General features: G+C 64.0%; 21 protein-coding genes. 10 read left to right on the forward strand and 11 right to left on the reverse strand.

Annotation, left to right across the window (positions count from 1 at the left end; translation table 11 throughout):
* Positions 1-282: 282 nt before the first annotated feature.
* Positions 283-1665: a ParB N-terminal domain-containing protein gene (locus tag KF838_14155; protein QYK47920.1), complete on the forward strand. Its 1383-nt coding sequence runs from the start codon at positions 283-285 to the stop codon at positions 1663-1665.
* Here the strand turns inward: KF838_14155 and KF838_14160 are convergent.
* The 5 genes from KF838_14160 to KF838_14180 all read right to left on the reverse strand — a co-directional run bounded on the left by KF838_14160 (position 1634) and on the right by KF838_14180 (position 4033).
* Positions 1634-2299 (reverse strand): hypothetical protein, encoded by a 666-nt coding sequence (locus KF838_14160; GenBank protein ID QYK47921.1) that lies wholly within the window; start codon positions 2297-2299, stop codon positions 1634-1636. The two genes, KF838_14155 and KF838_14160, sit on opposite strands and share 32 nt — an antisense overlap.
* Positions 2300-2389: 90 nt before the next feature.
* Positions 2390-2950 carry a winged helix-turn-helix domain-containing protein gene (locus tag KF838_14165; GenBank protein QYK47922.1) on the reverse strand — a complete coding sequence of 187 codons (561 nt, stop codon included), beginning with the start codon at positions 2948-2950 and terminating at the stop codon, positions 2390-2392.
* A gap of 102 nt (positions 2951-3052) precedes the next feature.
* On the reverse strand, positions 3053-3304 hold the full coding sequence (locus KF838_14170; GenBank protein QYK47923.1) for a hypothetical protein: 252 nt from the start codon (positions 3302-3304) through the stop codon (positions 3053-3055).
* 87 nt (positions 3305-3391) lie between these two features.
* Entirely contained in the window at positions 3392-3742 is a 351-nt protein-coding gene (locus KF838_14175) for a hypothetical protein (protein QYK47924.1), read from the reverse strand.
* Between the two features lie 39 nt (positions 3743-3781).
* Positions 3782-4033, reverse strand: coding sequence for a hypothetical protein (locus KF838_14180; protein ID QYK47925.1), 252 nt, complete (start codon positions 4031-4033; stop codon positions 3782-3784).
* A 268-nt stretch (positions 4034-4301) separates the two neighbouring features.
* Here KF838_14180 and KF838_14185 point away from each other — a divergent pair, with 268 nt between their 5' ends.
* Genes KF838_14185 through KF838_14195 form a run of 3 tightly spaced genes read left to right on the forward strand, consistent with a single transcriptional unit; the run spans position 4302 to position 5405 of the window.
* Complete coding sequence (locus KF838_14185) at positions 4302-4742, forward strand: hypothetical protein (GenBank protein QYK47926.1); 441 nt, start codon at positions 4302-4304, stop codon at positions 4740-4742.
* Positions 4733-4993, forward strand: a complete 261-nt coding sequence (locus tag KF838_14190) for a hypothetical protein (protein QYK47927.1) — start codon at positions 4733-4735, stop codon at positions 4991-4993. Before KF838_14185 ends, KF838_14190 begins: the two co-directional genes overlap by 10 nt.
* A gap of 16 nt (positions 4994-5009) precedes the next feature.
* Positions 5010-5405, forward strand: a complete 396-nt coding sequence (locus tag KF838_14195; GenBank protein ID QYK47928.1) for a hypothetical protein — start codon at positions 5010-5012, stop codon at positions 5403-5405.
* Positions 5406-5521: 116 nt separating this feature from the next.
* Here the strand turns inward: KF838_14195 and KF838_14200 are convergent, their stop codons facing one another.
* From KF838_14200 to KF838_14225, 6 genes are all read right to left on the reverse strand, one after another.
* Positions 5522-6499, reverse strand: a complete 978-nt coding sequence (locus KF838_14200; protein ID QYK47929.1) for an SUMF1/EgtB/PvdO family nonheme iron enzyme — start codon at positions 6497-6499, stop codon at positions 5522-5524.
* Between the two features lie 827 nt (positions 6500-7326).
* On the reverse strand, positions 7327-7881 hold the full coding sequence (locus KF838_14205; GenBank protein ID QYK47930.1) for a hypothetical protein: 555 nt from the start codon (positions 7879-7881) through the stop codon (positions 7327-7329).
* 69 nt (positions 7882-7950) lie between these two features.
* Positions 7951-11268 carry an efflux RND transporter permease subunit gene (locus tag KF838_14210; protein QYK47931.1) on the reverse strand — a complete coding sequence of 1106 codons (3318 nt, stop codon included), beginning with the start codon at positions 11266-11268 and terminating at the stop codon, positions 7951-7953.
* Between the two features lie 22 nt (positions 11269-11290).
* Entirely contained in the window at positions 11291-12745 is a 1455-nt protein-coding gene (locus tag KF838_14215; GenBank protein QYK47932.1) for an efflux RND transporter periplasmic adaptor subunit, read from the reverse strand.
* Between the two features lie 12 nt (positions 12746-12757).
* The gene (locus tag KF838_14220; protein ID QYK47933.1) at positions 12758-14251 is read right to left on the reverse strand and encodes a TolC family protein; all 1494 of its coding nucleotides are present in this window, start codon (positions 14249-14251) and stop codon (positions 12758-12760) included.
* A gap of 130 nt (positions 14252-14381) precedes the next feature.
* Entirely contained in the window at positions 14382-14969 is a 588-nt protein-coding gene (locus KF838_14225) for a hypothetical protein (GenBank protein QYK47934.1), read from the reverse strand.
* A gap of 366 nt (positions 14970-15335) precedes the next feature.
* On the opposite strand from KF838_14225, the gene KF838_14230 reads away from it, so the two are divergent.
* From KF838_14230 to KF838_14255, 6 genes are all read left to right on the forward strand, one after another.
* Complete coding sequence (locus KF838_14230) at positions 15336-16175, forward strand: site-specific integrase (GenBank protein QYK47935.1); 840 nt, start codon at positions 15336-15338, stop codon at positions 16173-16175.
* Between the two features lie 722 nt (positions 16176-16897).
* Positions 16898-19501: an N-6 DNA methylase gene (locus tag KF838_14235; GenBank protein ID QYK47936.1), complete on the forward strand. Its 2604-nt coding sequence runs from the start codon at positions 16898-16900 to the stop codon at positions 19499-19501.
* Complete coding sequence (locus KF838_14240; protein ID QYK47937.1) at positions 19440-20756, forward strand: restriction endonuclease subunit S; 1317 nt, start codon at positions 19440-19442, stop codon at positions 20754-20756. The genes KF838_14235 and KF838_14240 overlap by 62 nt, the downstream gene beginning before the upstream one ends.
* Positions 20757-20780: 24 nt before the next feature.
* A complete protein-coding gene (locus tag KF838_14245) occupies positions 20781-22019 on the forward strand; it encodes a hypothetical protein (protein ID QYK47938.1) in 1239 nt (412 codons plus the stop codon).
* A 162-nt stretch (positions 22020-22181) separates the two neighbouring features.
* Positions 22182-25451, forward strand: coding sequence for a type I restriction endonuclease subunit R (locus tag KF838_14250; protein ID QYK47939.1), 3270 nt, complete (start codon positions 22182-22184; stop codon positions 25449-25451).
* Entirely contained in the window at positions 25451-26146 is a 696-nt protein-coding gene (locus KF838_14255) for a M48 family metallopeptidase (protein QYK47940.1), read from the forward strand. The genes KF838_14250 and KF838_14255 overlap by 1 nt, the downstream gene beginning before the upstream one ends.
* Positions 26147-26206: the final 60 nt, after the last annotated feature.

The raw sequence follows: 26206 nt of genomic DNA on the forward strand, positions 1-26206 counted from the left end.
CGCTTCTGCTGGCCTGAGAGCGGCTCGTCGCACGCGAGCGAAATGGTGCAAAGACCAGCCATGGGAAGCCAACCGCGGCTCCGTCGGGATCATCTCCCTTCTTCCTGACCCGGAAACACTGGGTCAAGGTGCGCTCCCGCTCACCATCGAGATGCCCGAGGACATGACAGTCCTTCTGGTCCGTATGGATCGAGCCTTAGAGCGACGACGGCGACGACAGACTGTTTCGCGCGAGTGCGCGCTGACTGAATGAAGGGTCGCTGTGGGAACAAGGGGAACGACATGACGAGCGCGACGACGACGGGAATGGCGATTGAGATGCGGGGCGTGGACGAGATCACCCCCTACCCGAACAACCCGCGCGTGAACGACGGCGCGGTCGAGGCGGTGGCGAAGAGCATCAAGGAGTACGGGTTCAGGCAGCCGATCGTCGTGGACAAGGACGGGGTGGTCATCGTCGGACACACGAGATGGAAGGCGGCGAAGCACCTCGGGCTGGAGAAGGTGCCGGTCCACGTCGCCGACCTCACGCCGGAGCAGGCGAAGGCGTATCGGTTGGCCGACAACCGCACAGCCCTCATCGCCGAGTGGTCGGACGAACTGCTCGCGGTTGAACTCGGCGAGTTGAAGGCGCTCGACATCGACCTCGCGGGACTGGGCTTCAGTGATGTCGAGATCTCGAAGTTGCTGGAGCCGGGGCTGGAGGTCGGCGCGACCGATCCCGATGATGTGCCCGCGCCGCCCGACGAAGCGATCACGCAGCCGGGAGACCTGTGGATCCTCGGCAACCATCGACTGCTCTGCGGCGACAGCGGGAGCGTCGCGGATCTCGATCGCCTGCTCGACGGGGCTGTGATCCACCTCTGTAACACGGACCCTCCGTACAACGTCAAGGTCGAGCCGCGGAGCAACAACGCGATTGCGGCAGGTCTGTCATCGTTCAGCGCGACGAACACGCAGCCGCGCAACCACCACCAGCGCTTCGACGCGGCTCGCAATCCCGGCAGCAAGAAGGGGACGGGCAAGCAGATGCGGGCCAAGGACCGGCCGCTGGCCAACGACTTCGTCACCGACGAGGAGTTCGATCGTCTGCTGGATGCGTGGTTTGGCAATATCGCGCGTGTGCTGATGCCTGGTGGTGCGTTCTTTTGCTGGGGCGGCTATGCGAACTGCGCGAACTACCCGCCGGTGCTGAAGCGGCACGGGCTGTACTTCAGCCAAGCCATCATCTGGCACAAGATGCATCCGGTTTTGACGAGAAAGGATTTCATGGGAGACCACGAGTGGTGCTTCTACGGGTGGCGTGAAGGCGCTGCGCACCGCTTCTTCGGGCCGAACAACGTGCCTGATGTGTGGCAGGTGAAGAAGGTGAATCCGCAGAGCATGGTGCACTTGACGGAGAAACCGACTGAACTCGCGAAGCGTGCGATGGAGTACTCGTCGCAGCCGGGTGAGAACGTGTTGGATTTGTTCGGAGGATCGGGGAGCACTCTGATCGCGGCTGAGCAGACGGGCCGCAAGGCGTTCCTGATGGAACTCGACGCGCCGTACTGCGATGTCATTCTGGCCCGTTGGTCCGCGTTCACATCGAAGGACCCGGTGCTGGAACGCACCGGCGAGACGTTCTCCGCGCTCAAGCGGGCTCAGGCGGGAGGCAAGGCGTGATGGCAAGCCGCGTCAGTAGCGCGTCGAGTCGCTCGAGCGGCTGCTTGCCGGGGTTGCGAGTGCCGGGGCGATATCCGAACACCGCATGGAGATCCGCGTCGTGAACTCTCGGGGCGCTCCAATCAAGGTCTGTCCAGACTCGGTCGCAGACGACGAAGCGCGGGTGAAGCGCCGCGCGACGCTTATATCCGGCGTCCCAGCCGCACACGTCCACGCAACCTCCGCACCGCTGCTTGGTCCGCTGGTGGCTCTTCTCAACCGGGAACGCGGAGTTCCCCTCGACCATGCAGTTGCTGGGCAGGGGCATGCCGCGAGCGCGGTACCAGTCTGCAGCAGCCGCGTGGGAATCGAGAAGGTGCGCGACCCGAAGCACGGCTGTCAGACGCCGGTGGTGCGTCTCGGGACCATATCTGTGCTTGTGGGTCATGTAAACGACCACATCGCCAATCGCCAGTCGAGGCGCAAAGAGGCCCGCGCGACACAAGCATGTGATCGATGGGTGCTGGTGCTCGAGGTCGGGCTCTCGGCGAATGGAGCCATCGATGAACGGTGGCAGATCGTGGGCTTCGCTGGCCCGCAGTCCCTCGGGGGTGATGACGAGCGGTGCGTAGGAGTTGAGGTACAGGTGCGGCATGGATCCTCCCACTGCATGCTATTGACGCTCTCGCCGAAGAAACACCCCAGCGTGCTGCCGGGGTGGATCTGGCGTGGTGGCGGCCGGAGGTCAGGCGTTCATCGTGGCATTGCGAGACGTGACGCTGGCGAACATCCCGCGATCGACCTTCCTGAACCGGGCTTCGGTCCCCTTGGCGGTGATCTCCCTGATGATGGCGGCGTAGAGGGTCGCCTCGGGCGTCTTGCCGCCGGGGCTGGTCCACAGGCCCTTGGCGTGCATGACCTCGATCATGTCGATGGCGCGGAGGGGGCGATCGGACTCGGCGAGGACCTTGGCGGCAGCGTCGAGCGCGGAGATGCGCTTGGGCTTGGCTGCCTTCGCGGGCTTGGCCTTGGGGGCCTTCGCGTCCTTGCCACCCTTGGCCCCACGTTCCGCCGTGGGCGATCCCTTGGCGGCCTTGGCCTCCGTGGCCGCCTTCTGGTCGCGGAGCACCGTGACGCGGACCTTCTTGCCGTCGCCGCGCGTGACCGTTCCCTCGTGTACGGCGTCGCTCGCGCTGTCGGGCTTGGCGTTCAACTTGGCGAGCGCGTCGGCGCGTGCCTCGTCGTTTGCGGCTGCATCCGGCGCGGGCTTGCTGGCGGGCTTGGACTTCGTGGTCTTCTTGGACATGACGTTCTCCGTCGTGGGTGTGGAACCCGTCGCACATCGCTCCGGGGAATCGCGCTCGCACCGGTCTCCCGGAGCGGCGCGTGGATGAGCGAGGCGTGGGGGTCACCTGCTCTGCACGATGCTGATCTGGAAGACCGAGCCGTCGCCGAAGCGCAGGACGATCCCGGCGTTCGTGGTCATCAATCCGGCCCGCTCGAAGGTGGTGACGTTCGCGAGGTCGTCGAGGTCGCTGACCATGTCGCGGGCGATCTCCGCAAGGGCGATGTCGTCGTCCTCGCCCTCGACCTCGTCCCTGGCGTCGAGGATGTTCTGGATGGCGTTGAGCAGGATGTCCTGAAGGTCGGTGTCGTGCATGGTGGTGCTCCTGTCTGTGGTGGGGAGCGCGTGGTCGCGCCCGGTGGTACTGGGTCCAAAAGCAGCGAAGCCCGCAGATCGCGGGCTTCAGGTCGTCGGGTCGGTTGTGGATCGGTCTACGAGGTCGGGGTTGCGGGGCTGGGTTCGGGCCTCCTTGCCGCGTGCCTCGTCGCAGGCATCGCTTCGCCCCTGGCGGTAGCCGGTGTGCAGTCCGGATCTGTACCCGCTCTCGAAGGCGTGCCGCACGATGTCCCGGATCGACCAGACCGGGATCTCGTGGAAGTCGAGCGCATCGCGGCCGCGAGTCTCCAAGGTCTCCAGCAGGAGTTCCGCCTTGGCCCAGTCAAGTTCCTCATCGAGGTCGTGACGCTTGGCGAGCGCGTCGAGCGATGGTTTGGGGTTGGTGGGATCGGGTATGGTCTCGTGGGGGTTCGTCATGAATCGTCTCCTTCGGTGTGTAGTGCGTTGGTCGTTGGTTCAGCGGCTCGTCGGCCTCGGGGCGTACTCGTACCCGGCGTTCACCAGCCGCTCGGCGTCGGCGAGGCAGACCACCCAGTACGCGCCCTCGCCCAGGACCACCGTCCTCGCGCTGGTGTGGTCGGCGATGCTGAATGCGCTCTCATCGCTGCGGACCACCACCGGTTGGTGGCGAAGCCCGAGGCGCTCGTGCGCCGCCCTCGCGGCGGCCTTGAGTTGGTGGAACGGCGAGATCTGGTTCGCGTGCGTCATGGCGTTCTCCTACGCGGGCGGCTTCGCCCAAGTGGAACACATCAAGCCATGACACTCGTACACATGCAAGGCGTCAGCGACCGGAATATGCTGTATTCCAGCGGATTCCGAGGGGTTTGTGGGCAAGTGGGCAAGCAGGGCGGACATGTGGGGGCGCAAGTAGGCAGTTGCCTACAAGCAGGTGCGACGGGGTGCGGGCGGGTGCGAAGGCATGTGATGGGGTCAGGGGTCGCGGGGGCCGCGTGAGCGCGGCGCATGGGGGCACACGTTGGCAACACGAAGGTCCAGTTCGGGTCTGACGACGGCGCAGGAGAAGGCGATCCTCGCGCTGCTCGACGAGCCCACGGTTGCGCACGCCGCCAAGGCCGCGGGCGTTGGTCGCCGCACGATGTACCGGTGGATGGACGACCCGAACTTCTCGAAGGCGTTCCGCAAGGCGCGGAGGGAGTCGTTCTCGCAGGCGATGGCGGCCAGTCAGAAGTTCGCGCCGGTGGCGGTGCAGGTGCTCGCGAAGATCATGGCCGACACGTCCGCGCCGATGAGCAGCCGCGTCTCGGCCGCGACGGCGCTCCTGAAGTTCAGCCGCGAGTCGATCGAACTCGACGACCTTGCGACGCGCGTGGACGACCTGGAGCGGTCGATGAAGGAGGCGTCGAGTACGCCGCCATCACCACAGCAAGTCAGTTGGGGGGATCGAGCATGCGCCTGACCGGACGGCTGAAGCGGCTGGAGGAGCGGCGCGGCATCGTCGGGGCGTGCCCGAGGTGCAACGGGCTCGGCTGGCCGCAGCACTTCGTGCAGGGGCCGCCCGAGTGCGATCTGACGACCCGGCCCGGCGACCGGATCGGGTGCGACCGTTGCGGGCGCGTGTCGCACCCTCGGCTGGTGATCCTCGACAAGGCCGCGCCCAACCCGCTGGAGCAGTGGCTCGCGGCGGGCGGGACGTTCGTGACCTCGTAGCGAGGAGGAGCCGCCCATGCGATCGCTGCGATCGCGTCTGAACAGAATCGAGCGGCAGTCGCAGCGCGACGACGCCGAGAGCCGCGCCCGCGACAACATGCTCACGCACCGGATCTGCGCCCTGAAGGCAGCGCGCGAGCCGGGCTTGGCGCTGGTGAAGCCCGAGCACACCGACGGCGAGACGTACCGGCACATCCAGGAGACGCTGGCGTGGGCCCGCGGGGACTTCCGGGAGGCGGAGCGCCTGGCGAGTCTGGACCCGAGCAAGCACGTCCCGCCTCCGCCCGGTACGCCGTGGGAGGAGCAGATGCGTCTGGCGCGGGAGGCGCTCGATGCGACCGCCGACGAAGCGCACGACCGGACCAAGCGCGTAGCAGCGGCCGTGCGCGCGGCGATCGGCGCGACCGCCTAGGTGGACCCGTGCGGCCCATGCGGCCCGTTGACGGGGAAGACGCTCACACGGCGAGCGGGAGCCCGGCATCCCTCGGCTACGTTCGCCCACTCAAGGCGGTACCGAGCGATGGCGGCTCAGCACCCCTGCCCGAACGCATCGATGAAGTCGAGGAAGTCCACGATATCCACGATCGTGTCGCCGTTGATGTCCGGGTTGCCGAACTGGCCGCAGGGTGATGGAAGATTCGTACACGACCCGAAGTCGTCCATGAAGTCGAGGAAGTCGAGGATGTCGCCCGCATCGCCAGAGCCGTTGTAGTCGGCGGGACAGTGTGGCAGGCCAATGGCTTGGGAGACACGAAACCCGATGTTGAAGTTGCCGCCCCCCCCATTGATGTCCATGCGGTTGTCGGCCCGCTGGAAGAAATCGCTTTCGTTGTACGACCCGCCCCGGTGGCTGCGGAGGGTGCCGAAAATGACGGCCTCGTTCCACTCCCACACGTTCCCGCCCATGTCGAACGTGCCGTAGAAGTTCGCGGCGTACGAGCCGACGGGCGTGGTGTTGCCGATGACGCTGTTGTAGTTCGCCTGCGAGGTGTTGATCGTGTTGCTCGATGTCGGGTACAGCCAGTAGTTGTCGCTATCGCCGCCCGCGCTGGCGGGCTGGTGGTACGCGGCCTTGTACCACTCGTTCTCGCTGGTCACCGCCCACTGCCAGCCCGCATTGCGGGTGACAGTGTTGAGGGCGATGCCGTCGGGCGTCAGCGTGTACGCGCCGGTCTCTGTGTCGCCGCTCCCCTGACCGTTGTGCAGCCAGTTGGCGAACCTGCACGCATCCCAGAAGGATACGAAGTTCACCGGGTTATTCGCCCGGCCGCTGATGGTCGAGTACGTGTATGAGCCCGGCGAGCCCGAGCGGGTTATGCCGCCCACCGACCCAGCCATGTTCGGGTCGTACAGGTCGAACGGGTCCGACGCGGCCTTGGCGTTCAGGAACGCCGCGTACTGCGCGTTGGTTACCTCGGTCTGCCCGATGTTGTACGTGTACGCCACCGAGCCGTAGAGATTGCCCGTGAACGGGTCCGGCGCATTGCCGGGATTGCCGATCGGCACGGTCGGAATGGTGATCTGGGCGGATGCGCCAGCAAAGCACATTCCGATTGCAGCAGACAAGGCCACGACTCGCGCACACAAAATCCGCATCATGATCACTCCTGCGTGTTTGCCCGTCGGGCATCTTGCATGCTACCGAGTCGCGTGCATTGTCTCAATGCCGCGCGGCCCGATTCGCCGTCTTTTGTCGCTTGCAATCCACTCCTGACGCTTCTTCATCACCCGCTTCACTTCGGGTCCGGTTTACACGTGGCATGTACGCGCGGTCGAGTGTTGAGCGGCCATGACATTCTTCCAGCGATCGCGGCGAAACGCGGTAAACGTCGCTCCTGCCGGACAGCCCCAGAACGAAACCAGCCCCTTCCCGTTGAGGAAGAGGCTGGCTGCTGAGGACGCTTGGCCCGCAAGGGCCGCGACGCGGGTGCTGCTGATCAACCGGTCGCAACAGCGTCCTGGGAGGATCTACGACCAATATACCCCATGATCTGCTGATCGGCCACCCTCACGCATGGGGAACCCCCAACATCGCCGTGGATCGTTACTTGGGAGGGAACGGAGCGGTGCGATGCCGGCCGCCGGGTGCATGCAAGTTGGCATCGGGTCAACCGCCCGAGACAGCGAGGTGCAACAGGGCGATGATCTCCATTGGTTCTGCACCCCTCTAGGAAGTGCTCTCAACACTGGAGTGCGCCGACCTCCGGGAGCATCAGCGGGTAGACCATGAGGCAGCGCGAGGTACATCTCGGCCTACCGACGAAAGTGTCGGCAGGATCCGCCGGAAGCGCAGCCTGGACTTTCAAGGAGGTAGTTCATAGGCGCGGCACGCGCTACATCTTGAGATCGAAGCTGCCGACGCTCGTGCCGTTCTTGTCGTCCTCGATCTCCACCCAGAGCTTGCTGCCAGCGGGTATGGGATTTGGAACCTCGGCGTGGACGTGCCAGCGGTTCGGTTCGGCGGGGTTCTCGATCTCGGCCTTGGCCTTGACCGACCCCTTGGCGTCCTCTGTTCCGATCCAGAATCGCACCGCGACGGCTTTCGCGGTCGCATCGGCAGCGGCCGTGATCGTCACGTCGATGGGCGCGTCCTTGCCTGCGACGATCTGTCCCTCGTCGCGGGTCGCCCTCGCGGAGAATGAGCCAATGGTCTGCTCACCGAGTGCGATGACAGGGCCGCCGTGGCCTGCGATCGGAGCGTCGTGGTCGCCCCCTGTTCCAGCTGTGCCGTGGTCGTGGCCGTGGTCGTGGTCGTGGGCATGATCGTCCGCCTTTGCGGGAGTGGACGGAGTCGGCGCGGGCTGCTTCTCTTCGCATCCGGTGAGGGTGCTTATAGCAGCGAGCGGGGCGAGCGACAGTGTGGCAATCAAGATCAGGTGTGGACGCATGGGGACTCCTTTCCAAAGGGTAAGCGATTGGCGACGGACACGGTGGTTCCTGTGGTCACACGCAACCGTTCAGGACGAGCGACGCTTGAACGCCCGGGACACGCGTCCGAGCAACGATGACTCAGCTGAGTTGGCGTCAGCCGGAGTGGACGACGCGCAGGGGTCGAGCGGGGGCACGCGGTGGACAAGCGCGTACCCCGCCGGCACGACAATGACATTCAGGAACGTGGAAGTGAGCAGCCCGCCCAGCACGACGACCGCGAGGGGCGCGAGAAGTTCGCTGCCGGGCTTGCCCGAGGCGAGCGCCAGCGGCAGCAGACCGAGCGCTGCGGACAGTGCGGTCATGAGGATCGGTACGAGCCGCTCCACCGAGCCCTGAACGATCGCCTCGCCGACCGGCTTCCTGTCGATCTCGATGAGGTGTCGGTAGTGATTCACAAGCAGAATGCCGTTCCGGACGGCGATGCCGAAGAGCGTGATGAACCCGACGAGACTCGCGATCGAGACGACCGGAGCGATGTATGGCCTAGATCCGAGGCCGAAGAGGGCGAGCGTGTTCTTCAGCAGCCCCGTGCCCCCGCCCGCATGGAGAAGTGAGTCGGTGATGAATACCGCGGTGATCCCGCCGATCGTGGCGAGGGGAAGGTTGATCATGACGAGCGCGGCCACCTTCAGCGACCCGGTCGAGAGTTGCAGCAGCATGAGCATGATGATTGTGATGCCCGCTCCTGCGTACACGAGCGTTCGGCTGGCCGACTGCTGGGCCTCGAACTGTCCGCCGAACTCAACCAGGTAGCCCTCGCGCTGCACGATGGGCTCGACCCGTGCCCTGACCTGGGCGACCAGGTCCCCAAGGTTATAGCCGTCGGCGACGTTGCACGAAATCACAGCCTTGCGCTGGGCGTTCTCGCGGGCGATGATGTTGGGCGTCTTCTCGGGGCCGATGTCGGCCACGTCCCGCAGGCGCACCGTCGGACCGGGCTTGCCGTCCTCCGCGGTGCCCCGGAGGATGAGGTCCTGCACCTGATCGATGCTCTCGCGTTGCGATTCGTCGAGTCGGACGACCATCGCGTAACGACGCACCCCTTGATTCACCTCTGCGACTTCTTCGCCGAACAGGGCCATCTGCACCTGTTCGGCGGCATCGGCGGGCGTCAGTCCTGCGGCCGCCAACTCCTGATGGCGATACCGGATCGGAACGCTGGTGACGAGCACTTCGCGGTTGGCCGTCACGTCGCGAGTGCCGGGCAGTTCCTTGAGCTCGCTCTCGATCTGTCTGGCGAGTTGACGGAGGGTCGGGAGGTCCTCGCCGTAGACATTGATGGCGATCGCCGCGGGGGTGCCCGAGAGGATGTGCGAGAGTCGGTGTTCGATGGGCTGGCCGATCTGGACGGTGACGCCGGGGACCGCGGTGGCGATGGCCGCGATCTCGCTGCGAATAGCAGTCTTATCGCCTCGCGGCGCGACGAGTATGTCGAGTTCGCTGTTGCTCACCGGTTCGGCGTGCTCGTCGCGCTCGGCCCGGCCGGTCCTGCGTGTAACGCTCTTGACGCCCTCGATCCTGATAAGCCGGGCCTCGATGGCCTCGGCGGCCCGGTTGCTCTCGTCCAGCGATGTGCCCGGAGGCGACGACACAAAGACGGTGAACGACCCCTCGTTGAACTCGGGGAGGAACGATGTGCCGAAGGTACGGGCGAGGAGGAGCGAGAGGCAGGTCGTCGCCATCGCGGCACCGACTACCAGTTTGCGATGGCTGAGGGACCAGCGCAGGGAAGGTTCATAGCGGTGTTTGAGCCACCGCACCAGGAACCCATCGCGTTTGGAGTGTCCGTGCTTGTGCGTCGCGGCCGCATCGCGACTGGCCGCAGGGGCCTTGGGCTTGAGCAGCAGCTTGCACATGGCGGGCGTCACCGTGAGCGCGACCACGAGCGAGGCCGCGATAGAGACGATGTACGTCGCGGCGAGGGGTTTGAAGAAGCGGCCTTCCAAGCCATCCAGGAACATCAGCGGGAGGAAGACGATGCAGATGAGGACCGTCGCATACACGACCGACGAGCGGATCTCGTTGCTTGCCGAGTAGATGATCTCGACTGAACCTCTGCGGTCCGCCTCGGGCAAGAGCGCGTTCTCTTCGAGCCGTCGATGCACGTTCTCAACGTCGATGATTGCGTCATCAACAAGCTCGCCGATGGCGACGGCCAGACCGCCGAGCGTCATGACGTTGAGGGTCATGCCGAGCGTGTCGAGGGCGAGCAGCGCCGTCGCGAGCGAGAGCGGCAGCGCGGTCAGCGTGATGATCGTCGTGCGCACGTTGAGGAGGAAGAGGATGAGGATGACGCCCACGATCACGGTCGCCTCGATGAGGACCTTGAAGACGTTGTCCACGGATCGCTGGATGAAGTGGCTCTGGCGGAAGACGTCCTTGTTGATGAACACGCCTGCGGGCGCAGACTTCTCGATCTGGGCAAGGGCCGTGTCGATGGCTTCGGTCAGTTGAAGCGTGTTCATGCCGGGAGACTTCTGGATCGTCAGCACCACGGCCGGCACGCCCTGATTGGCCGCGGTGCCACGCTTGGGCGCCCCACCGAGCGTCACGTCGGCGACCTCACCGATGGTGATGGGCAATCCGTCCTTCATCGTGATCTTCGTCGCAGCGATGTCGCGCACGCCCGTGACGCGGGCCGCCTGGCGCATGGGGAGTTCGGCGCGGTCAACATCCCGCAGGTACCCCGCGCTCGCTGTGCTGTGCGCTTTGCGAGCGGCCTCCACCACGTCCTGCACCGTCAAGCCATAGAGCGACAGGCGTTCCTGCTTTACGTTGATCTGGTACTCGGGCAACTCGCCGCCGATGGCGGAGACCTGCGAGACGCCGGGTATCGCGAGCAGCTTGTTCCGCAGGTCAAACTCCGCGTAGGCCCGCAGGTCCAGGTCGGTCACGGTCTTGTCGGGGCTGGAGACCGCCAGCAGCATGATCTCCCCTGTGATGGACGAAATCGGTGTCATCACCGGCTCGACGCCGGGTGGCAGACTTGCTTTTGCCCCGGCCATTCTCTCGCCCACCAGCTGCCGGGCGCGGTAGATGTCTGTCCCCCATTCGAACTCGACCCACACCAGCGAGAGCGAGATCGCAGAGGCCGAGCGCACTCGGCGCACGCCCGGGAGCCCATTCACGGCCGATTCAAGGGGAAACGTCACGTACTGCTCGACTTCGTCGGCCGCAAGCCCGCCCGCTTCGGTCAGTACGACCACGGTGGGCGCGTTGAGTTCGGGGAAGACGTCCACCGACATCTTCGGGAGCCGCGCCACGGTGTACACGAGCAGCGCCGCGGCGATAAGGATCACCAGCGTGGACTGCTTGAGCGAGAATGCGATCAGGTGCTTGAGCATGATGGGTCCTTCGGCCGCGGGCTCAGTCGTTGCCTTCGTGGAACGTGCCGTCCGGGTGGAAGTGACCGCCCTTGGTGATGCTGCCGCTGGTGGCAACCATGAGCTGGTACACGCCGTCGAGGACGATCTCGTTGCCCTCGCCGACGCCGCTCTTGATGACGACCCAGCGCCCGTCGTCAAGTCCCAGGTCGGCCTCCATGCGGATGGCCTTGTTCGGGTCTGCGGGGTCGCGTCGGAAGATGATTGCGGCGGTGCCGTCGCGCGCGACGCACTTGAGCGGGATGGCGAGTTCTTCGCGCCCGCCTCCGCTGGTGACGACCTCGAGGAACGCCGAGACCCCGGCCTTGGCCCAGGGAGGTGCGCTGGTTCCGACGGCGGGAGTCAGGACGAGTTCGAGCGTGCGGCGCTCGGCGTCGGCGGTGGGCGCGAGCATGAGCGTGCCGGTGAATCGGAGGGCGGATTCGCCCGAGTCGGTCCCCTTCATGGTCTGTGCCGCCTCCACGCTTGCCTGCTGGCCGTCCGCGAGTCGCGGGAGATCGCTCTGGAGACCGACGGCCCGGAACCGAACCTGGTCCGGTTGCACGGTCGAGAGGATGTGGGCGTGCTGGTCAATCACGCCCCCGGAAACGACGCTGAGATTCTCGACAACTCCCGGGGTCAGGGCGCGAACCTCGATCCCGTTGATCGTGCGCCAGCGTGGCGTGCTCGCATCGCTGGCCGAAGGCGAGCGGAGATCTGCGGCTGTGACACCCACGAGTGACGAAGCCGCTTCGTAGAGGAACGCCAGACGCGATGTTGCGGCGTCGAGCTGCGCCGCCGTCTCGGCCTTGCGGGCGAGCAGTTCGGCTTCTTTCTCCAGAGTCTCGGCGAGCTCCGACCGTGAGGACGCCAGCGCGGCTTTGGCCTGGGCAACCTCATCGCCGCGTGCGCCACCGGCGGCTTGAAGCTGTTCTAGCGTGGCCACCCGAACTGTCCAGAGATCGACGGCCTTCTGGATCTCGGTGTGGTGATTCTCGTGGGCAACCAGCATCGGATCGATGCTGTCAACGCCCGCCTGGGCCAGCTTCACCGACGCCTCGGCGTCGGCGAGTTCCTTCTGCATCTCGCGCCAACGCGGCGAGTCAAGGCGGTAGAGGGGCGTGCCTGTCGTGACCGGCTGATACTGCTGCACGAGTACTTCGACGGTTCCCGACGCAGCGGCTCTGTACTCCCGTCTGGCCGTCGGGAGCAACTCGAATCGTCCGGGGACGCGAAGGGTTCGGGCGACGTTGCGGCTCTCCACCCTGGCGAAGGTGATCCCCATGTTCTGGCGCACCGACGCGTTGATATCGACGCGGTTGGTGGGAGCCGGAGCGGCATCGCTTGCCTTTGATTCCGGCGCATCATTGGGCACTTTCTCGCACCCAAGCAGCGCAAGCCCCAGCAGGAGCGGCAGGGTCGACCGGGTCATGCGGTATCGCGGGCGGTGGGTTCTCATGGTCGGTGTCCTTCAGCGCTGCGCCGCGGAGTGGTTCGGCGTGGTCGTTGGTGCCGCCGGTGCGGGCACCTGGGGAGCGGGTGGTGGGATGCTGGGAGTCGGCGGCCCGATGAGCTCATCGAGTCGCACGGCCGCGATCGACTCGCTCGCCCTCGCTTCAACGAGCCGGACCTTCGCGGCGTGCTGGGTCTTGAGGGATTCGAGGAGTAGCAAGGGATCGATCCTCCCGAGCGCCGCGACACGGCGCACATCCGCTTCCTGCTCGTCGGCGAGCGGCACGACGCTGGACTCGACAAGGGAACGCTGGGCCTTGCCCGCCTCGTGGCGTGTCAGGGCGATGGCGAGCCTGGAGGAGAGACGCTCGTAGGTCGTCTCGAATCGACCTCTTGCAACTTCGCGTTCGGCGGACGCCAAGGCAATGCCCTGCTGGTTGCGGTTCCAGAGTGGGATCGGAAGGGAAAGCCCAAGCAGGACTCTGTCGTCGCCCTGGTCGCTTCCGTAGCCCGGCCCGATGGTAAGGTCTGGGTATTGCTTGCGCACTTCAGCTCGCAACCATTGCTCAGAGAGCTCGTACTCGGCGCGCACGGCAGCGAGTTCAGGGTTGCATGAATCCAGCAACGGCACGAGCTCGTCGGCGCTTGTCGTGCGTGCCGCGAATGTCAGCGTCGGCACAAGCGTGGTCGCGGCGTCCGGTGCAAGGCCGAGCATTGCCTTCAGTTGCAGTTCGAGCTCCTCTACCCTAGCGGTTGCCGCGATTAGGTCGGCCTCACGACCGGCAAGCTCCACGCGGAACAGGCGAGCATCGACGCGGGTCATGGAGCCCGCTTTCTCCTGCTGGTCCGCGAGCGATGCGATCTCACCGAGTCTTGTGATGAGTTCTTGGGTGACTTCGGCGAGAACTCGAGCGGCCGACCACTCGACCCACAGCTCTCGCAGTGCGGCTCTCGTTGCCCACTCCTTGGCAGCCACGCGGTCGAGTTCGGCGGCAAGTTCAGCGTCTGCTCTGGCTTTCTCGGCTTCCAGTCTGCCCGATATTGGGATCGTGATGCCGATGGTCGAACCGGCCACCCACGGGTTCGCCCCTCCACCCGCACCGGACACGATGCGTTCCAGATCGACACCGAGCACGGGATCCTGCCAAAGGCCGGCATGGGCAGCGGTCGCACGGGTCACATTGGCCTCAAGGCGTGCCTGGCGCAGGTCCGGGTTGAACACCAGCGCGACCGCTTCGGCTTCGGCGAGTGAGATCCCATCCGACGGATCGAAGCCTTCGGCCTGGGAGCCACCCTCGACGCGATCGAGCGCGGCAGCAAACTCGCGGACCGACGAGTCCTCCGGTGATCGGCTGAGCCACGCGGATCTGGTTGCGTCCAGATCCAGCGGCTTCGGCTCGTAGGACTGGCAGCCGGCCAGGCTCGACAGCAAGCCCGCGAACAGTGCCTTTGAAGCGGCGGCGCACCGGCTGGCGTGCCGCGCGCGTGCGACGTTTGTGGACGCAGTTTTCAAGATGAGATCCTGATGGAGGTCGCGTCGAGACAGTCGGGTCAAGACGCGGACTGACGCACCGATACACAGACGCCCGGGCCTCGCCAGAATGGCGAAGCGATGTGGCGCGACCATGAACGATGACAGTGGCCTAGATCAGCAGAGCGCAGCTCGTTCTTACGAGCCGCTGGGCGGCCGTGAGCGATGAGAGATGGGCCGGCCCTTGCACAAATAGCCCGCCCGGCGATCCGACTTCCTCGGCCACGGCCGGCTGAGCCCATCCCAGAGCGAGAACGCACGGGACGGCCTGTGCCGCGTGGAGCGTTTGTGCCAAATCCGGCCCGCGAGACAGGAGTTGCTCGAGGTCGGGGATGGAAATGATCAGACCGCCCGGTCGTTCCGGGTCGGATGGATGGTCATGGTGCCCTGTCGGTCTGAACTGTGACTGATCTGACTCTGATGGGACGCCGTGATCGGCCTCGACATCGCTGCATGTCGCGGAGCCCGATGCATGGCCGAGCCGATGCTCATCCGCGGAGTGCCGAGCCGCTTCGGGAGAAAATGAAGCGTGGAGGTGCGAACCATGCCCGTCGTGCGCGTGAGACAGGAACGTCGTGCCGCCGAACACCTGAAGTCCCAGCACCGGAGCGATGAGCGTCACCACCAGCCAGAGCACGACCCTGGACCGCTTGATGCGGGCGATCATTGCCGATGACTTGGCGCGGTGAGACTGATGCACAGGTTGACAAGTGTATCGGCGAGGAAACGGGGGAGCCATGACCCCGCATTGGTGCGTGGAGCGCGGTGTGAACCCGACGCTGCCTCAAGTCTGGCGAACAGTCGCGTGAATACTTCGAAAGAGGATGCGTTGGGCAGCATCCGGTTGAACCGCCACCAGGTTTCGCACGTGGCATCTGTTGGCAGAACATGTGTTTCGGCGGCAGAACGAACGGCTTGATTCAAGGCCAAGTGTCGCGGTGCCGAGGCTTGAACTTGCTCCCTGCTCGCCCCTCCATCACCCGGTACCGCTTTGGTCGCCGGAACGAAGCCGCGGGATGCTCCCGCGAACGGCTCCCCGAGCGGTAACTCCAGCGGGAGCAAGGGCATGCGAGGTAGCCAGACGGGCAGGAGCAGAACGGACGGGGCGAAGCGGAAGCGGGAATCGGGTGTCGTTCAGAGACGGGTCGCACGGGCCGCATGGGCCGCGGGCGAGCGAGTAGAACGGGTACGGGGAACCACGGCCGCATCGGCCGCAACGGCCGCACGATCCCAGAGACGCCCTAAGCCCAAGCGCCGCCTGCCGCCCGAGGTGCTGACCGACGCGGAGGTCCGGGCCCTGCTCGACGCCTGCGGCAGGTACACCGCTGTCGCACTCCGAAACCGCGCCTTGATCACGTTGATGTACCGGGCCGGGCTCCGAGTCTCCGAGGCGCTGGCCCTCCAGCCCAAGGACGTGGATCTTGGGAACGGGATCGTCCGCGTGCTTCACGGGAAGGGCGATCGGTACCGGGCCGTGGGCCTCGACCCCGGGGCGGCCGCCGTCGTTGCGGCCTGGCTCGCCGAACGCGGCAGGGGCCAGCGCGTGGGGGGGCGTGCCGCGGCACGGGCGAACCCCCGACGGGGACGGGCGGGTGACGGCCAGCGCGACCCACTCGCAGCCGCTCCGCTGCTCTGCACCGCCTACGGCACGCCCGTCACCACCGGATACGTGCGGCGGCTGATGAAGCGACTCGGGCGGCAAGCCGGGATCGCCAAACGCGTCCACGCGCACGGGCTGCGGCACACGCACGCGGCACAACTCCGGTCCGAGGGCGTCGATGTCGGGATCATCTCCCGCCAACTCGGGCACCGATCGCTGCTCACGACCATCCGCTACCTCGACCACATCCAGCCCACGGAGGTGGTGGAGGCGATTAAGAGAAGAGAGTGGACGCTAGGAATTTAGCGTCTACCCGAAAGGAGTGTACATTTGTATAATGACATCGTGAATCAGTGTGTCGTGGGAGCAACTGTGTTGCCAGCGTGCGACACAGCAGAATAGGTGGGACGTGATGGTCATGGTGATAGTGCTTCTCGTTATTGTCGGCTGCTGCAGGATTGTTCAAGAGTTCAAGAATATTGACAGCGGTCGGTAATCCAAGCATTTCACATGAACTGCTTTTCAGTGGACTGCCGGACTCGCAGCATGATTTACTCGCAGTACATCGCCGCAGAATCGTTGATCTCTAGATCATTGCCGTGATCGATCTGTGGCATGAACTTACCGCTCCGTACCCGCCGTAGTTGCGATCCCCGGTGATGGGAGGACCGCCGCCTGTGGGGCGCGGCTCTCACCTCCCGCCGCTGGGGACGCCGTGGGACGAGCAGATGCGGCTGGCGCGGGAGGCGCTGGACCGGACGTTCGAGTAGGGGAGCGGCAAGACGGAGCGGCTAAGGGCAGCAGTCGCGGCCACGCTCCGATGAAGCGTCGTCGATCCACACCTCCACACCACCTCCCGCCGGTCGGTCTCCATCCGACCGCACCACCGGACAAACGCCGCGCATCGCCGAGCGGCGGACCCAGACCGCGAGCCGCTCTCTGGGCCGGTGCCGACCACTCCGAGCACACGCCGCTGATATGCTGGGACTTGGTCTTCCTCCCCGCAACTGCTGAACGCTGCGCTCGCCATGACACAGAAACTGACCCTCGCCAAGCTCGAAAGTCTGCTCCTCGCCGCCTGCGACATCCAGCGCGGCAAGATGGACGCCTCCGACTTCAAAGAGTTCATCTTCGGCATGCTCTTCCTGAAGCGGATGAGCGATCAGTTCTTGGCCGACCGGGCCGCTATGCAGGCCGACCTGGAGTCCAAGGGGACCAGACCCGCTGTCATCGAGAAGCTGCTCGCCAACCCCGACAAGTACGCCTTCTTCGTCCCTGAAGACGCTCTCTGGGAGAAGATCCGCCACCTCAAGACCAACGTCGGCAACAAGCTCAACAAAGCCCTCGCGGCCATCGAAGATGCCAACCCCAACACCCTTCAGGATGTCCTCAAGGGCATCAACTTCAACAAGAAGATCGGCCAGCGGCCTCTTGAAGACGAGACGCTCGTCGAGCTGATCCAGAACTTCGACAGCATCCCTCTCCGCAACGAGGACTTCGAGTTCCCCGACCTCCTCGGTGCGGCGTACGAGTACCTCATCAAGTTCTTCGCCGACTCAGCGGGCAAGAAGGGCGGCGAGTTCTTCACGCCTCCCGAGGTCGTCCGCACGCTCGTCCAGCTCATCGAACCCGCCGAGGGCATGAGCATCTACGACCCCTGCGTCGGCTCCGGCGGCATGCTGATCCAGTCCAAGCAGTTCGTCGAAGAGGTCGGCGGTGACCCCCGCAACCTCGAACTGCTCGGCCAGGAGAACAACGGCACGACCTGGGCCATCTGCCGCATGAACATGATCCTGCACGGCGTCATCGCGGCGGACATCCGCCAGGGCGACACCATCAAGGACCCCCAGCATCTCGAAGGCGCTGAGCTTCGCACCTACGACCGCGTGATCGCGAACCCGCCGTTCAGCCAGAACTACAGCCGCAAAGACCTGAAGTTCGACGGCCGGTTCCACACCTTCATGCCCGAGACGGGCAAGAAGGCGGACCTGATGTTCGTCCAGCACATGGTCGCGGTCCTGAAGCCCAAGGGTCGCATGGCCGTCATCATGCCGCACGGCGTCCTCTTCCGAGGCGGCGCGGAGAAGGAAGCCCGGCAGAGGTTCATCGAGAGCGGCGTGCTCGACGCCGTCATCGGGCTGCCGCCTGCCCTCTTCTATGGAACAGGCATCCCCGCCTGCATCCTCGTCGTCAACAAGAACGGTGCGAGCAACCGCAAGAGCGTGCTGTTCATCAACGCCGACCGCGAGTACAAAGAGGGCAAGAACCAGAACTCGCTGCGACCCGAGGACATCGAGAAGATCGCCCACGTCTACCACAACCGCCAGACCGTCCCCAAGTACAGCCGCGAGGTCTCGGCCGATGAACTCAGGCGTGAGGAGTTCAACCTCAACATCCGGCGCTACGTGGACAACTCGCCGCCGCCCGAGCCGCACGATGTCAAGGCCCACCTCTTCGGCGGCATCCCCACCCCCGAGATCGAAGCCCTCAAGCCCTCCTTCGACTTGTACCCCGGTATTCGGGAGCGGCTCTTTGCCAGGCGGAAGCACGATCCCGCCTACTGCGACTTCGCCGCAGACATCGAGGAGAAGGACCAGATCAAGCCCCTGATCGAAGCCGCGCCCGGGCTGACCGCCAAGACCAAGGCGTTCCATGCCGTCCTGCAAGTCTGGTGGGAGAAGAACGTCGGCCTGATCGAGAAGCTCGCCCCCACCAAAGGCCAGCCCGGCAACGTCTACGAACTGCGCCGGAAGTTTCTCGCGTCCATCACCGACGCCCTTGTGCCCGAGGGCATCCTCGACGGCTTCAAGGTTCGCGGCTGCTTTGCCAGCTACATGAAGATCCTGTCCGCCGACTTCAAGTCCATCGCCGCGAGCGGCTGGACGCCGGAGTTGATCCCCGAGGAAGAGATCCTTGAATCACAGTTCCCTGAGGTTCGGGCGGCCTTGGAGAAGGACGAGGCGCGCATCGCCGAGCTTCAAGCCCTGTTCGACGCTGCCGCCGGCGGCGACGATGACGAGGATGGTGCGGACGACGAGGTCGATGCTGCCGACGATGGGGGTGATGGGGGGGGCGTGCTGCCCAAGGCCGTGGCCAAGGCGCTCAAGGAGCAGCGGAAGAACCTGAACGGCGACCTCGGCGACAAGAAGAAGTCTCTCAAGATCATCGAGCGGGACTTGAAGGGCCTCGGCGGCGGGCGTGGTTCCGGCGGCGGAAACGCCGATTCCACGCGCCTGAGAACCGAGAAGGCCACCCTGGACAAGGAGATGGCTGAGCTTGAAGCGAAGATCGCCGCCATTGACCAGCGCCTCGAAGCCCACGCAAAGCTGGAAGAGGAACTGAAGACTCTGCGGGCCAACATTCGCGCCGGGGAGAGGAAGAAGGATGAACTGATCGCCGCGGCGCGGGCGAAGATCATGCCCGAGCAGGCCAAGACGCTCATCCTTGCCCGGCTGCGCAGAGTGCTTGGTGAGCAGTTCGACGGCTACCTCCGCCAGCATCAACGCGCCCTCATCGAGGCGGTCGAGAACCTGCATGGCAAGTACGCGGTGACGGCCCAGACGATTCTCGATGAGCGCGATCGAGAGGCAAAGAAGCTCGACGAGTTCCTCGTGGAGTTGGGCTATGCGTAAGTCGTTGCGTGAGTTGGCCCATGTTGAATACGGAGCCTCTCCATCGCTGGTTCGCGACGAAGATGGGCGCTACCCCATCTATGGCACTGGCGGGGTTCAGGGATTTGCCCTGCGAAGCTTGTTCGACGGTCCGATCACAGTCGTCGGTCGCAAGGGAACGCTAGGCAATCCGCTCTTCTCTGCGAAACCATGCTGGGTGATCGATACGGCATATGGCGTCGTCGCCAAGGCGGAGGTCGATGCGAAGTGGCTGTTCTTCAACTTGGCAAGGTTTGATCTCGCATCCCTGAACGAGGCGACGGGCGTTCCGAGCATCAACCGAAACTATTTGTATCGCGTTGAGTTCTGGTCGCCCCATTACCGAGTTCAGCGTCGCATCGCCGACATTCTGACGACGGTTGACAACCAGATCGAGAAGACCGAGGCGTTGATCGCGAAGTATCAGTCCATCAAGCAGGGGCTGATGCACGACCTGTTTACCCGCGGCGTCGATGAGCATGGCCGCCTCCGCCCCACCCACGACGAGGCTCCGCAGCTGTACAAGGAATCGGAGGTCGGGTTCATCCCCGCTTCGTGGAGTGTTGCTGCGTTGGAGTCGCTCGTCGCGGCAGGCTCTTCCATCACATACGGCGTTGTTCAGCCTGGCGCGGAGGACGATCAAGGCGTGAGGTTTCTTCGAGGCGGCGATGTTTACGATGGAGAGATCGCGATCAGCGAGTTGCGGACGATCTCGAAGGCCATTTCGGCGACCTATAGGCGGACCCTGCTGCGAGGCGGCGAGTTGGTGATGTCATTGGTTGGTTATCCCGGTGAAGTGGCGGTCGTTCCAGTTGAACTGCGAGATGCCAACATTGCTCGCCAAGTCGCGCTCATTCGTCTCGATGAAGAAGTAGTTACGCCATTCGTCATGGAGTACTTGCTCTCGTCCATCGGCAAGACTCGCTTGTTCGAGAAGCAGAATGGGTCGGCGCAGCAGGTTATCAATCTCGCCGATCTGAAGTTTGTGCAAGTCACTTTACCGCTGCGCGACGAGCAGACCGCTATCGCCAACCACCTCAGGGCCGCCAGAGATCGCGTTAGCAGCGAGAAATCGCATCTTGCGAAACTACGCCGCATCAAGCTGGGACTGATGCAGGATCTGCTGACCGGGAAAGTACCTGTGAAACCGGAGCACAATGATCCGGGCAACGGCGTTACGTCCAATGGCTCGCCCAAAGCAGGCGTGAAGGCGCGAACGGAGGGCGTTCATGCCTGACCCGAGGAACGAGGGGCTGGGAGCATGACGGCCTCGAACGCCATCACGATCGCGAACGACCAGACGCTTGGGGCGCTGATCTCTTCTGCGCAGCAGAAGATCGTCTTCCTCGCCCCCGCTGCAACGAAGGTGGTTGCTGAGGCACTGGTTGCCGCGTGGCGGAGATTGGGGAGGGACAAGGTCTCGGTCATCCTCGATGTTGATCCCGAGGTCTACCGCCTTGGGTACGGCGACCCGGAAGCGCTCACGTTGCTGGAGGACGCCGGGCAGGAACTGCGGACCATGTTGCACCGGCAGGCGGGCATTCGCATCGGCCTGCTGATTGCCGATGATCAGACGATGGTCTTCTCGCCCACGCCGCGGCTGATTGAGGCGGGGCCGAAGCAGGCGAGCCAGCCCAATGCTGTGCTGCTGGGCACGCCTTCGGCAAAGATCGCAGCGGAGCTGGGCCAAGGCCCCGAGGGCGTCAAGGCCCAGACAATCGGATTGGACAAGGCGGAGTTGGACAAGATCGCCGAGGTGAAGACGGAACTGAAAGAGAACCCGCCGCTGTCGTTCGACATCGCCCAGAAGGTTCGGGTCTTCAACGCGTATTTCGAGTTTGTTGATCTGAGCCTTGAGTCGGTCCTGATTCAGAAGCGGTCGGTGAAGCTGCCGCCGGACCTGGCGAAGTTCACGACGGATGAGGAGTTGAACAGGGCGATCAAGACCTCGGTGGGGCTGATAGGGGACCATCCGGAACTTTCGGGCGAGCGGATGAAGCGGTACTGCGACGCCATCCGCAAGCGATATCTCGTTGTCCTGCGTGGGTACAAGCCCGTGGTGCTGCGGAAGAACAAGGCCGCGTTTGAGGCCCGAGTGAGACGACTTCGAGTCAGGGTCGAGGCGTTCGGCCAGAAGCAGGAGCAGGAACTGCAGAAGGCCATCGATGCGACGCGAGACCGTTTGACCGCACAGATTCTGCCCAGGATCGTCAAGACGCCGCCCACGCGCTGGTTGCGCTTCATTGGCCACAGTCCAAGCGAGGCCGACATCCGCGACATGCTGGCGCAGGAATTGGGTAGTGTCCTCGGGTCTGCCGCGGAGATCGTCGGCAAGATGCGGGTGAAGCTCTTGTTCATGGGCGTGACGTTTGAGTCGTTGACGGATCCGGAGTTCATCAAGGTCGCGCAGAAGGCGCTGCCGGGGCTGAAGCGGTTCCATGACGAGTACGACGCGGCGAAGGGGAAGGACAAGGGTGGCATGTCAGGACGCACGCCATGAGGAGCCCACACCGGGGATTGGCTAAACCCCTGCGAGAAGATGATGCGTAGCCAAGCTCTAGCCATTCGGTTAGCCAATCCGATGATGCAAGAGTCTTGATAGCAGTGGTTTAGGATTGGCTAGCAGGGCAACAGGAGAGTTTCCAAACGAGATCCAAACGCCATGTCTGAGTACAGGTACGTCGAAAGGCCCTTCCTTGACCAACTCGCCGCGCTCGGCTGGGTGGTCATCGATCAGGGTGAGGGCGTCCCCATCGACCCCGCGGCGAGTCTGCGGACGGACTTCCGTGAGGTGGTGATCAAGGGCGAGTTCTTTGCGGCTTTGGACGCACTGAATCGGCTGCCCGACGGCCGCGCCTGGCTGACGGATGCCCAGAAGGAAGACCTGTACGAGGAGATCAGCGGCGTCCGGCTCGCGACGGGGAAGTCGCTGCTCGAAGTCAACGAGGCGATCCTCAAGCTCCTGTTCAAGATCCAGGTGGACCGCAACGAGGTGACGGGCGAGGAGTATCCGACCGTCACGCTCATCGACTTCGAGAACCCCGATCGCAACCGCTTCGTCGCGATCAACCAGTACAGGATCGATACGCCGGGGCGGACGCGGGATCATGTGCGGCCCGACATCGTCCTCTTCGTCAATGGCATGCCTCTGGTGGTCGTGGAGTGCAAGGACGCCAACGAGTTCACCTCGAACCCGATGTACGAGTGCTTCCTGCAGTTGATGCGGTACAGCAACCAGCGGCCGGAGACGAAGGCCGCGGGGCTGCGTGAGGGCGACGAGCGCCTCTTCTTCACCAATCAACTGCTGATCCGCACCTGCGGCGAGAAGGCCGACTATGGGTCCATAACCTCGACCGATGAGGAGTACTTCTTCGTCTGGCGCGACATCTACCCCGATGCGAACCGGACGTACACGCCGCCGCTCGGCAAGGAACGGGCGCAGGAGAAGCTGATCCAGGGCATGCTGCCGAAGGCGACGCTGCTGGACATCATCCGCAGCTTCGTCATCTTCATGGACACGGGGAAGCAGCGGGTCAAGGTTGTGCCTCGGTATCAGCAGTACCGCGCGGTCGGCAAAATGCTGGCTCGCATGGAGACCGGTGCGAGACCGGAGGAGAGGTCGGGCGTCGTCTGGCACACGCAGGGCAGCGGCAAGAGTCTGACGATGGTCTTCGCCATCCGGAAGCTGCGCCGCACCGAGGCGCTCAAGGACTACAAGATCGTTCTGGTCAACGATCGCGTGGACCTTGAGGACCAGCTCAGTGAGACGGCGACGCTCTCCGGCGAGACGGTCACCGTCATCCAGTCGTCACAGGAGTTGAAGGAGAAGCTCGCGACAACGTCCTCGAACTTGAACATGGTGATGATGCACAAGTTCAGGGAGGCGTCGGAACGGAACACGCCCGACTACCTCGCCAAGGCGCTCAAGGGAGGCAAGCCGGTGCCCGAGTTCGCCAGCTTCGGCGAGATCAACACCTCCGACCGCATCCTGCTGATGATCGACGAGGCCCATCGGACGCAAGGGAGCGACCTTGGAGACAACCTCTTCGAGGCATTCCCTCGCTCGACCAAGGTCGCATTCACGGGTACGCCGCTGATCATGGACCGCCATGTCAAGAAGACATGGCAGCGCTTCGGCGGCTACATCGACAAGTATCGGCTCCATGACGCAGTCGAGGACGGGGCGACGGTCCAGATTCTGTACGAGGGACGAACCGCCGAGACGGCCATCAATGACCCGGCTGGATTCGAGACCAAGTTCGAGGATCTCTTCAAGGACCGTACCGAGGCGGAACTCATCGCGATCAAGCTCAAGTACGGAACCTCGGGGGATATCTTCGAAGCGCCGAAGCGCATCGAGGCGATCGCGAAGGACCTGGTTCGGCACTATGCCGAGAACATCCTGCCCAACGGGTTCAAGGCGCAGGTCGTGTCGTCGTCGAAGATGGCCGCGGTGCTGTACCGGAAGTACATCGACCAGGCGCTGAAGGAGTACGTCGCGGCGGAGAGGATGAAGCCCAATGCGGACCCCGCGTGGATCAAGAAACTGGAGTTCCTGAAGACGGCGGTAGTGGTGTCGGCGGACGAGACCAACGAGAAGGCGGAGATCACCGCCGCTCGCAAAGAGGGCAAGCTGATGGACGCCGTCGAGAACTTCAAAAGGAAGTTCGAGTACGACGATCCTGAGAAGGCCAACACGGGTATCGCGTTGCTCTGCGTCTGCGACATGCTGCTGACCGGGTTCGACGCGCCCATCGAGCAGGTCATGTACTTGGACAAGAGACTGACGGAACACAGTCTCTTGCAGGCCATCGCTCGCGTCAATCGTGTCAGCAAGGGGAAGAGCCGCGGGTACGTCGTGGACTACATCGGTCTGGCTGGACATCTCAAGGAGGCCCTTGGGCAGTACAGCAGGGAAGACGCGGATCCGGATGAGAAGCAGGACATCGAGGACTCGCTGAAGAACATCGAGACCGAGGTTCCGATACTGGAGAGCCGGTATCAACGTCTGGTGAATCTCTTCAAGGACAAGGGCGTCGGCGAGATCGAGGCGTTCGTCCAGCAAAGGATGAGGGACCCAAAGCAGACCTATGCGGTGCTGGAGCAGGCCGTGGAGGCCCTCAAGGACATCCGCATGAGGGCGACCTTCGAGGTCTATCTCAAGCAGTTCATGCAGAGTCTTGACATCGTGCTGCCGCACACGCTGGGAAATCCGTTCAAGGTGCCCGTGAAGCGGTTCGGGTACATCCTCGCTCAGACGCGTGAGCGGTACAAGGACAACAGTCTGAACCTCGCGGGTGCTGGGGAAAAGGTCAAGCGGCTCATCGACGAGCACCTGATCAGTCTGGGCATCAACCCAAAGATCGCGCCCATCGAGTTGATCGACCCCAACTTTGTCAAGGGGTTGTCCAAGCACGCCAATCCCCGGGCGAAGGCGAGCGAGATGGAGCACGCCATCCGCAAGCACATCAAGGTTCACATCGAGGAAGATCCGGCGCTCTACACCAAGCTGAGCGAGAAGCTCGAAGCCCTTATTCAGAAGCACAAGGAAGACTGGACGCTGCTCTGCAAGGAGCTTGATGACCTGCGCCAGGAGGTCGAGAAGGGACGCGAGACGACAGAGACTGGCGTGCCGCCGATGGTCGCACCGTTCCACGATCTGATGGTTGAGATTGCCTATGGCAATGACGGAACGCCAAAGGGGCAGGAAGAGCCGGTCAAGATACTCGCGGCGGCAGTGTTCGGACTGTTCAAGGAGCGGATCGGTCTGGTTGCGTTCTGGAGTAAGGGGTACGAGGTTGCCCGGCTCAAGGGCGACCTCGCGGAGATGCTGCTCGTCAGCGACATCGAGGCCATCATGGAGAGATCGGACAAGCTGGTGACTGAGTTGACGGCGTTGGCTCGTGCAAGGCACAAGGATGTGGTTGGTTGATGCGCCAGTACAAGGACATCCTGTACACGCTCACTCGGAGCCGTCGCAAGACGGCGAGTATCTATGTCGAGCGGGACGGTAGCGTTTCTGTCCTTGTGCCCGAGAAACTCACCGATCCCCAGGTTGACCGGATCATCGAGATCAAGCGACCGCAGATCTACAAGGCCATCGCTGAGTGGGACGAACTCAATGCCAAGCGGTACACACGCGAGTTCGTCAATGGTGAGGGGTTCCCGTATCTCGGTCGCTCCTACCGCCTGAGAATTGTGGAGCGGCAGAAATATCCGCTCGCCCTGAGGGATGGTTTCTTCTGTCTGAAGTCAAAGGTGACACCCGCCAGCCGGACCAAGGCTACCGCGTCGTTCAAGGCGTTCTACAGGAAGAGGGGGCTTATCTGGATTCGGCGACGCGTCGCGCACTTCAGCAAGCGGATGGGGGTGACGGTCAGGACCGTCCGTGTGATGGAGCTTCGGCATCGATGGGCTTCATGCACACAAAGCGGTGCGGTCAACTTCAACTGGCGGACCATGATGGCTCCTCCAACGATCATCGACTACATCGTTGTTCACGAACTGGCCCACTTGCTGCATCCGAACCACTCCGCTGCCTTCTGGAACGAGGTGGACAAGGTGATGCCCGACTACCGCGATCGGCGAGAGTGGCTTCGACGCAACGGAGCTGGGCTTGGCTTGTGATGCCGCTGTGGAGAACGTCATCGCGGAGTGCCGCTTTGTGAAAGGGACCGTAGCCGGGCG

Source organism: Phycisphaeraceae bacterium (assembly GCA_019454185.1).
Taxonomy (GTDB): Bacteria; Planctomycetota; Phycisphaerae; order Phycisphaerales; family UBA1924; genus JAHBWV01.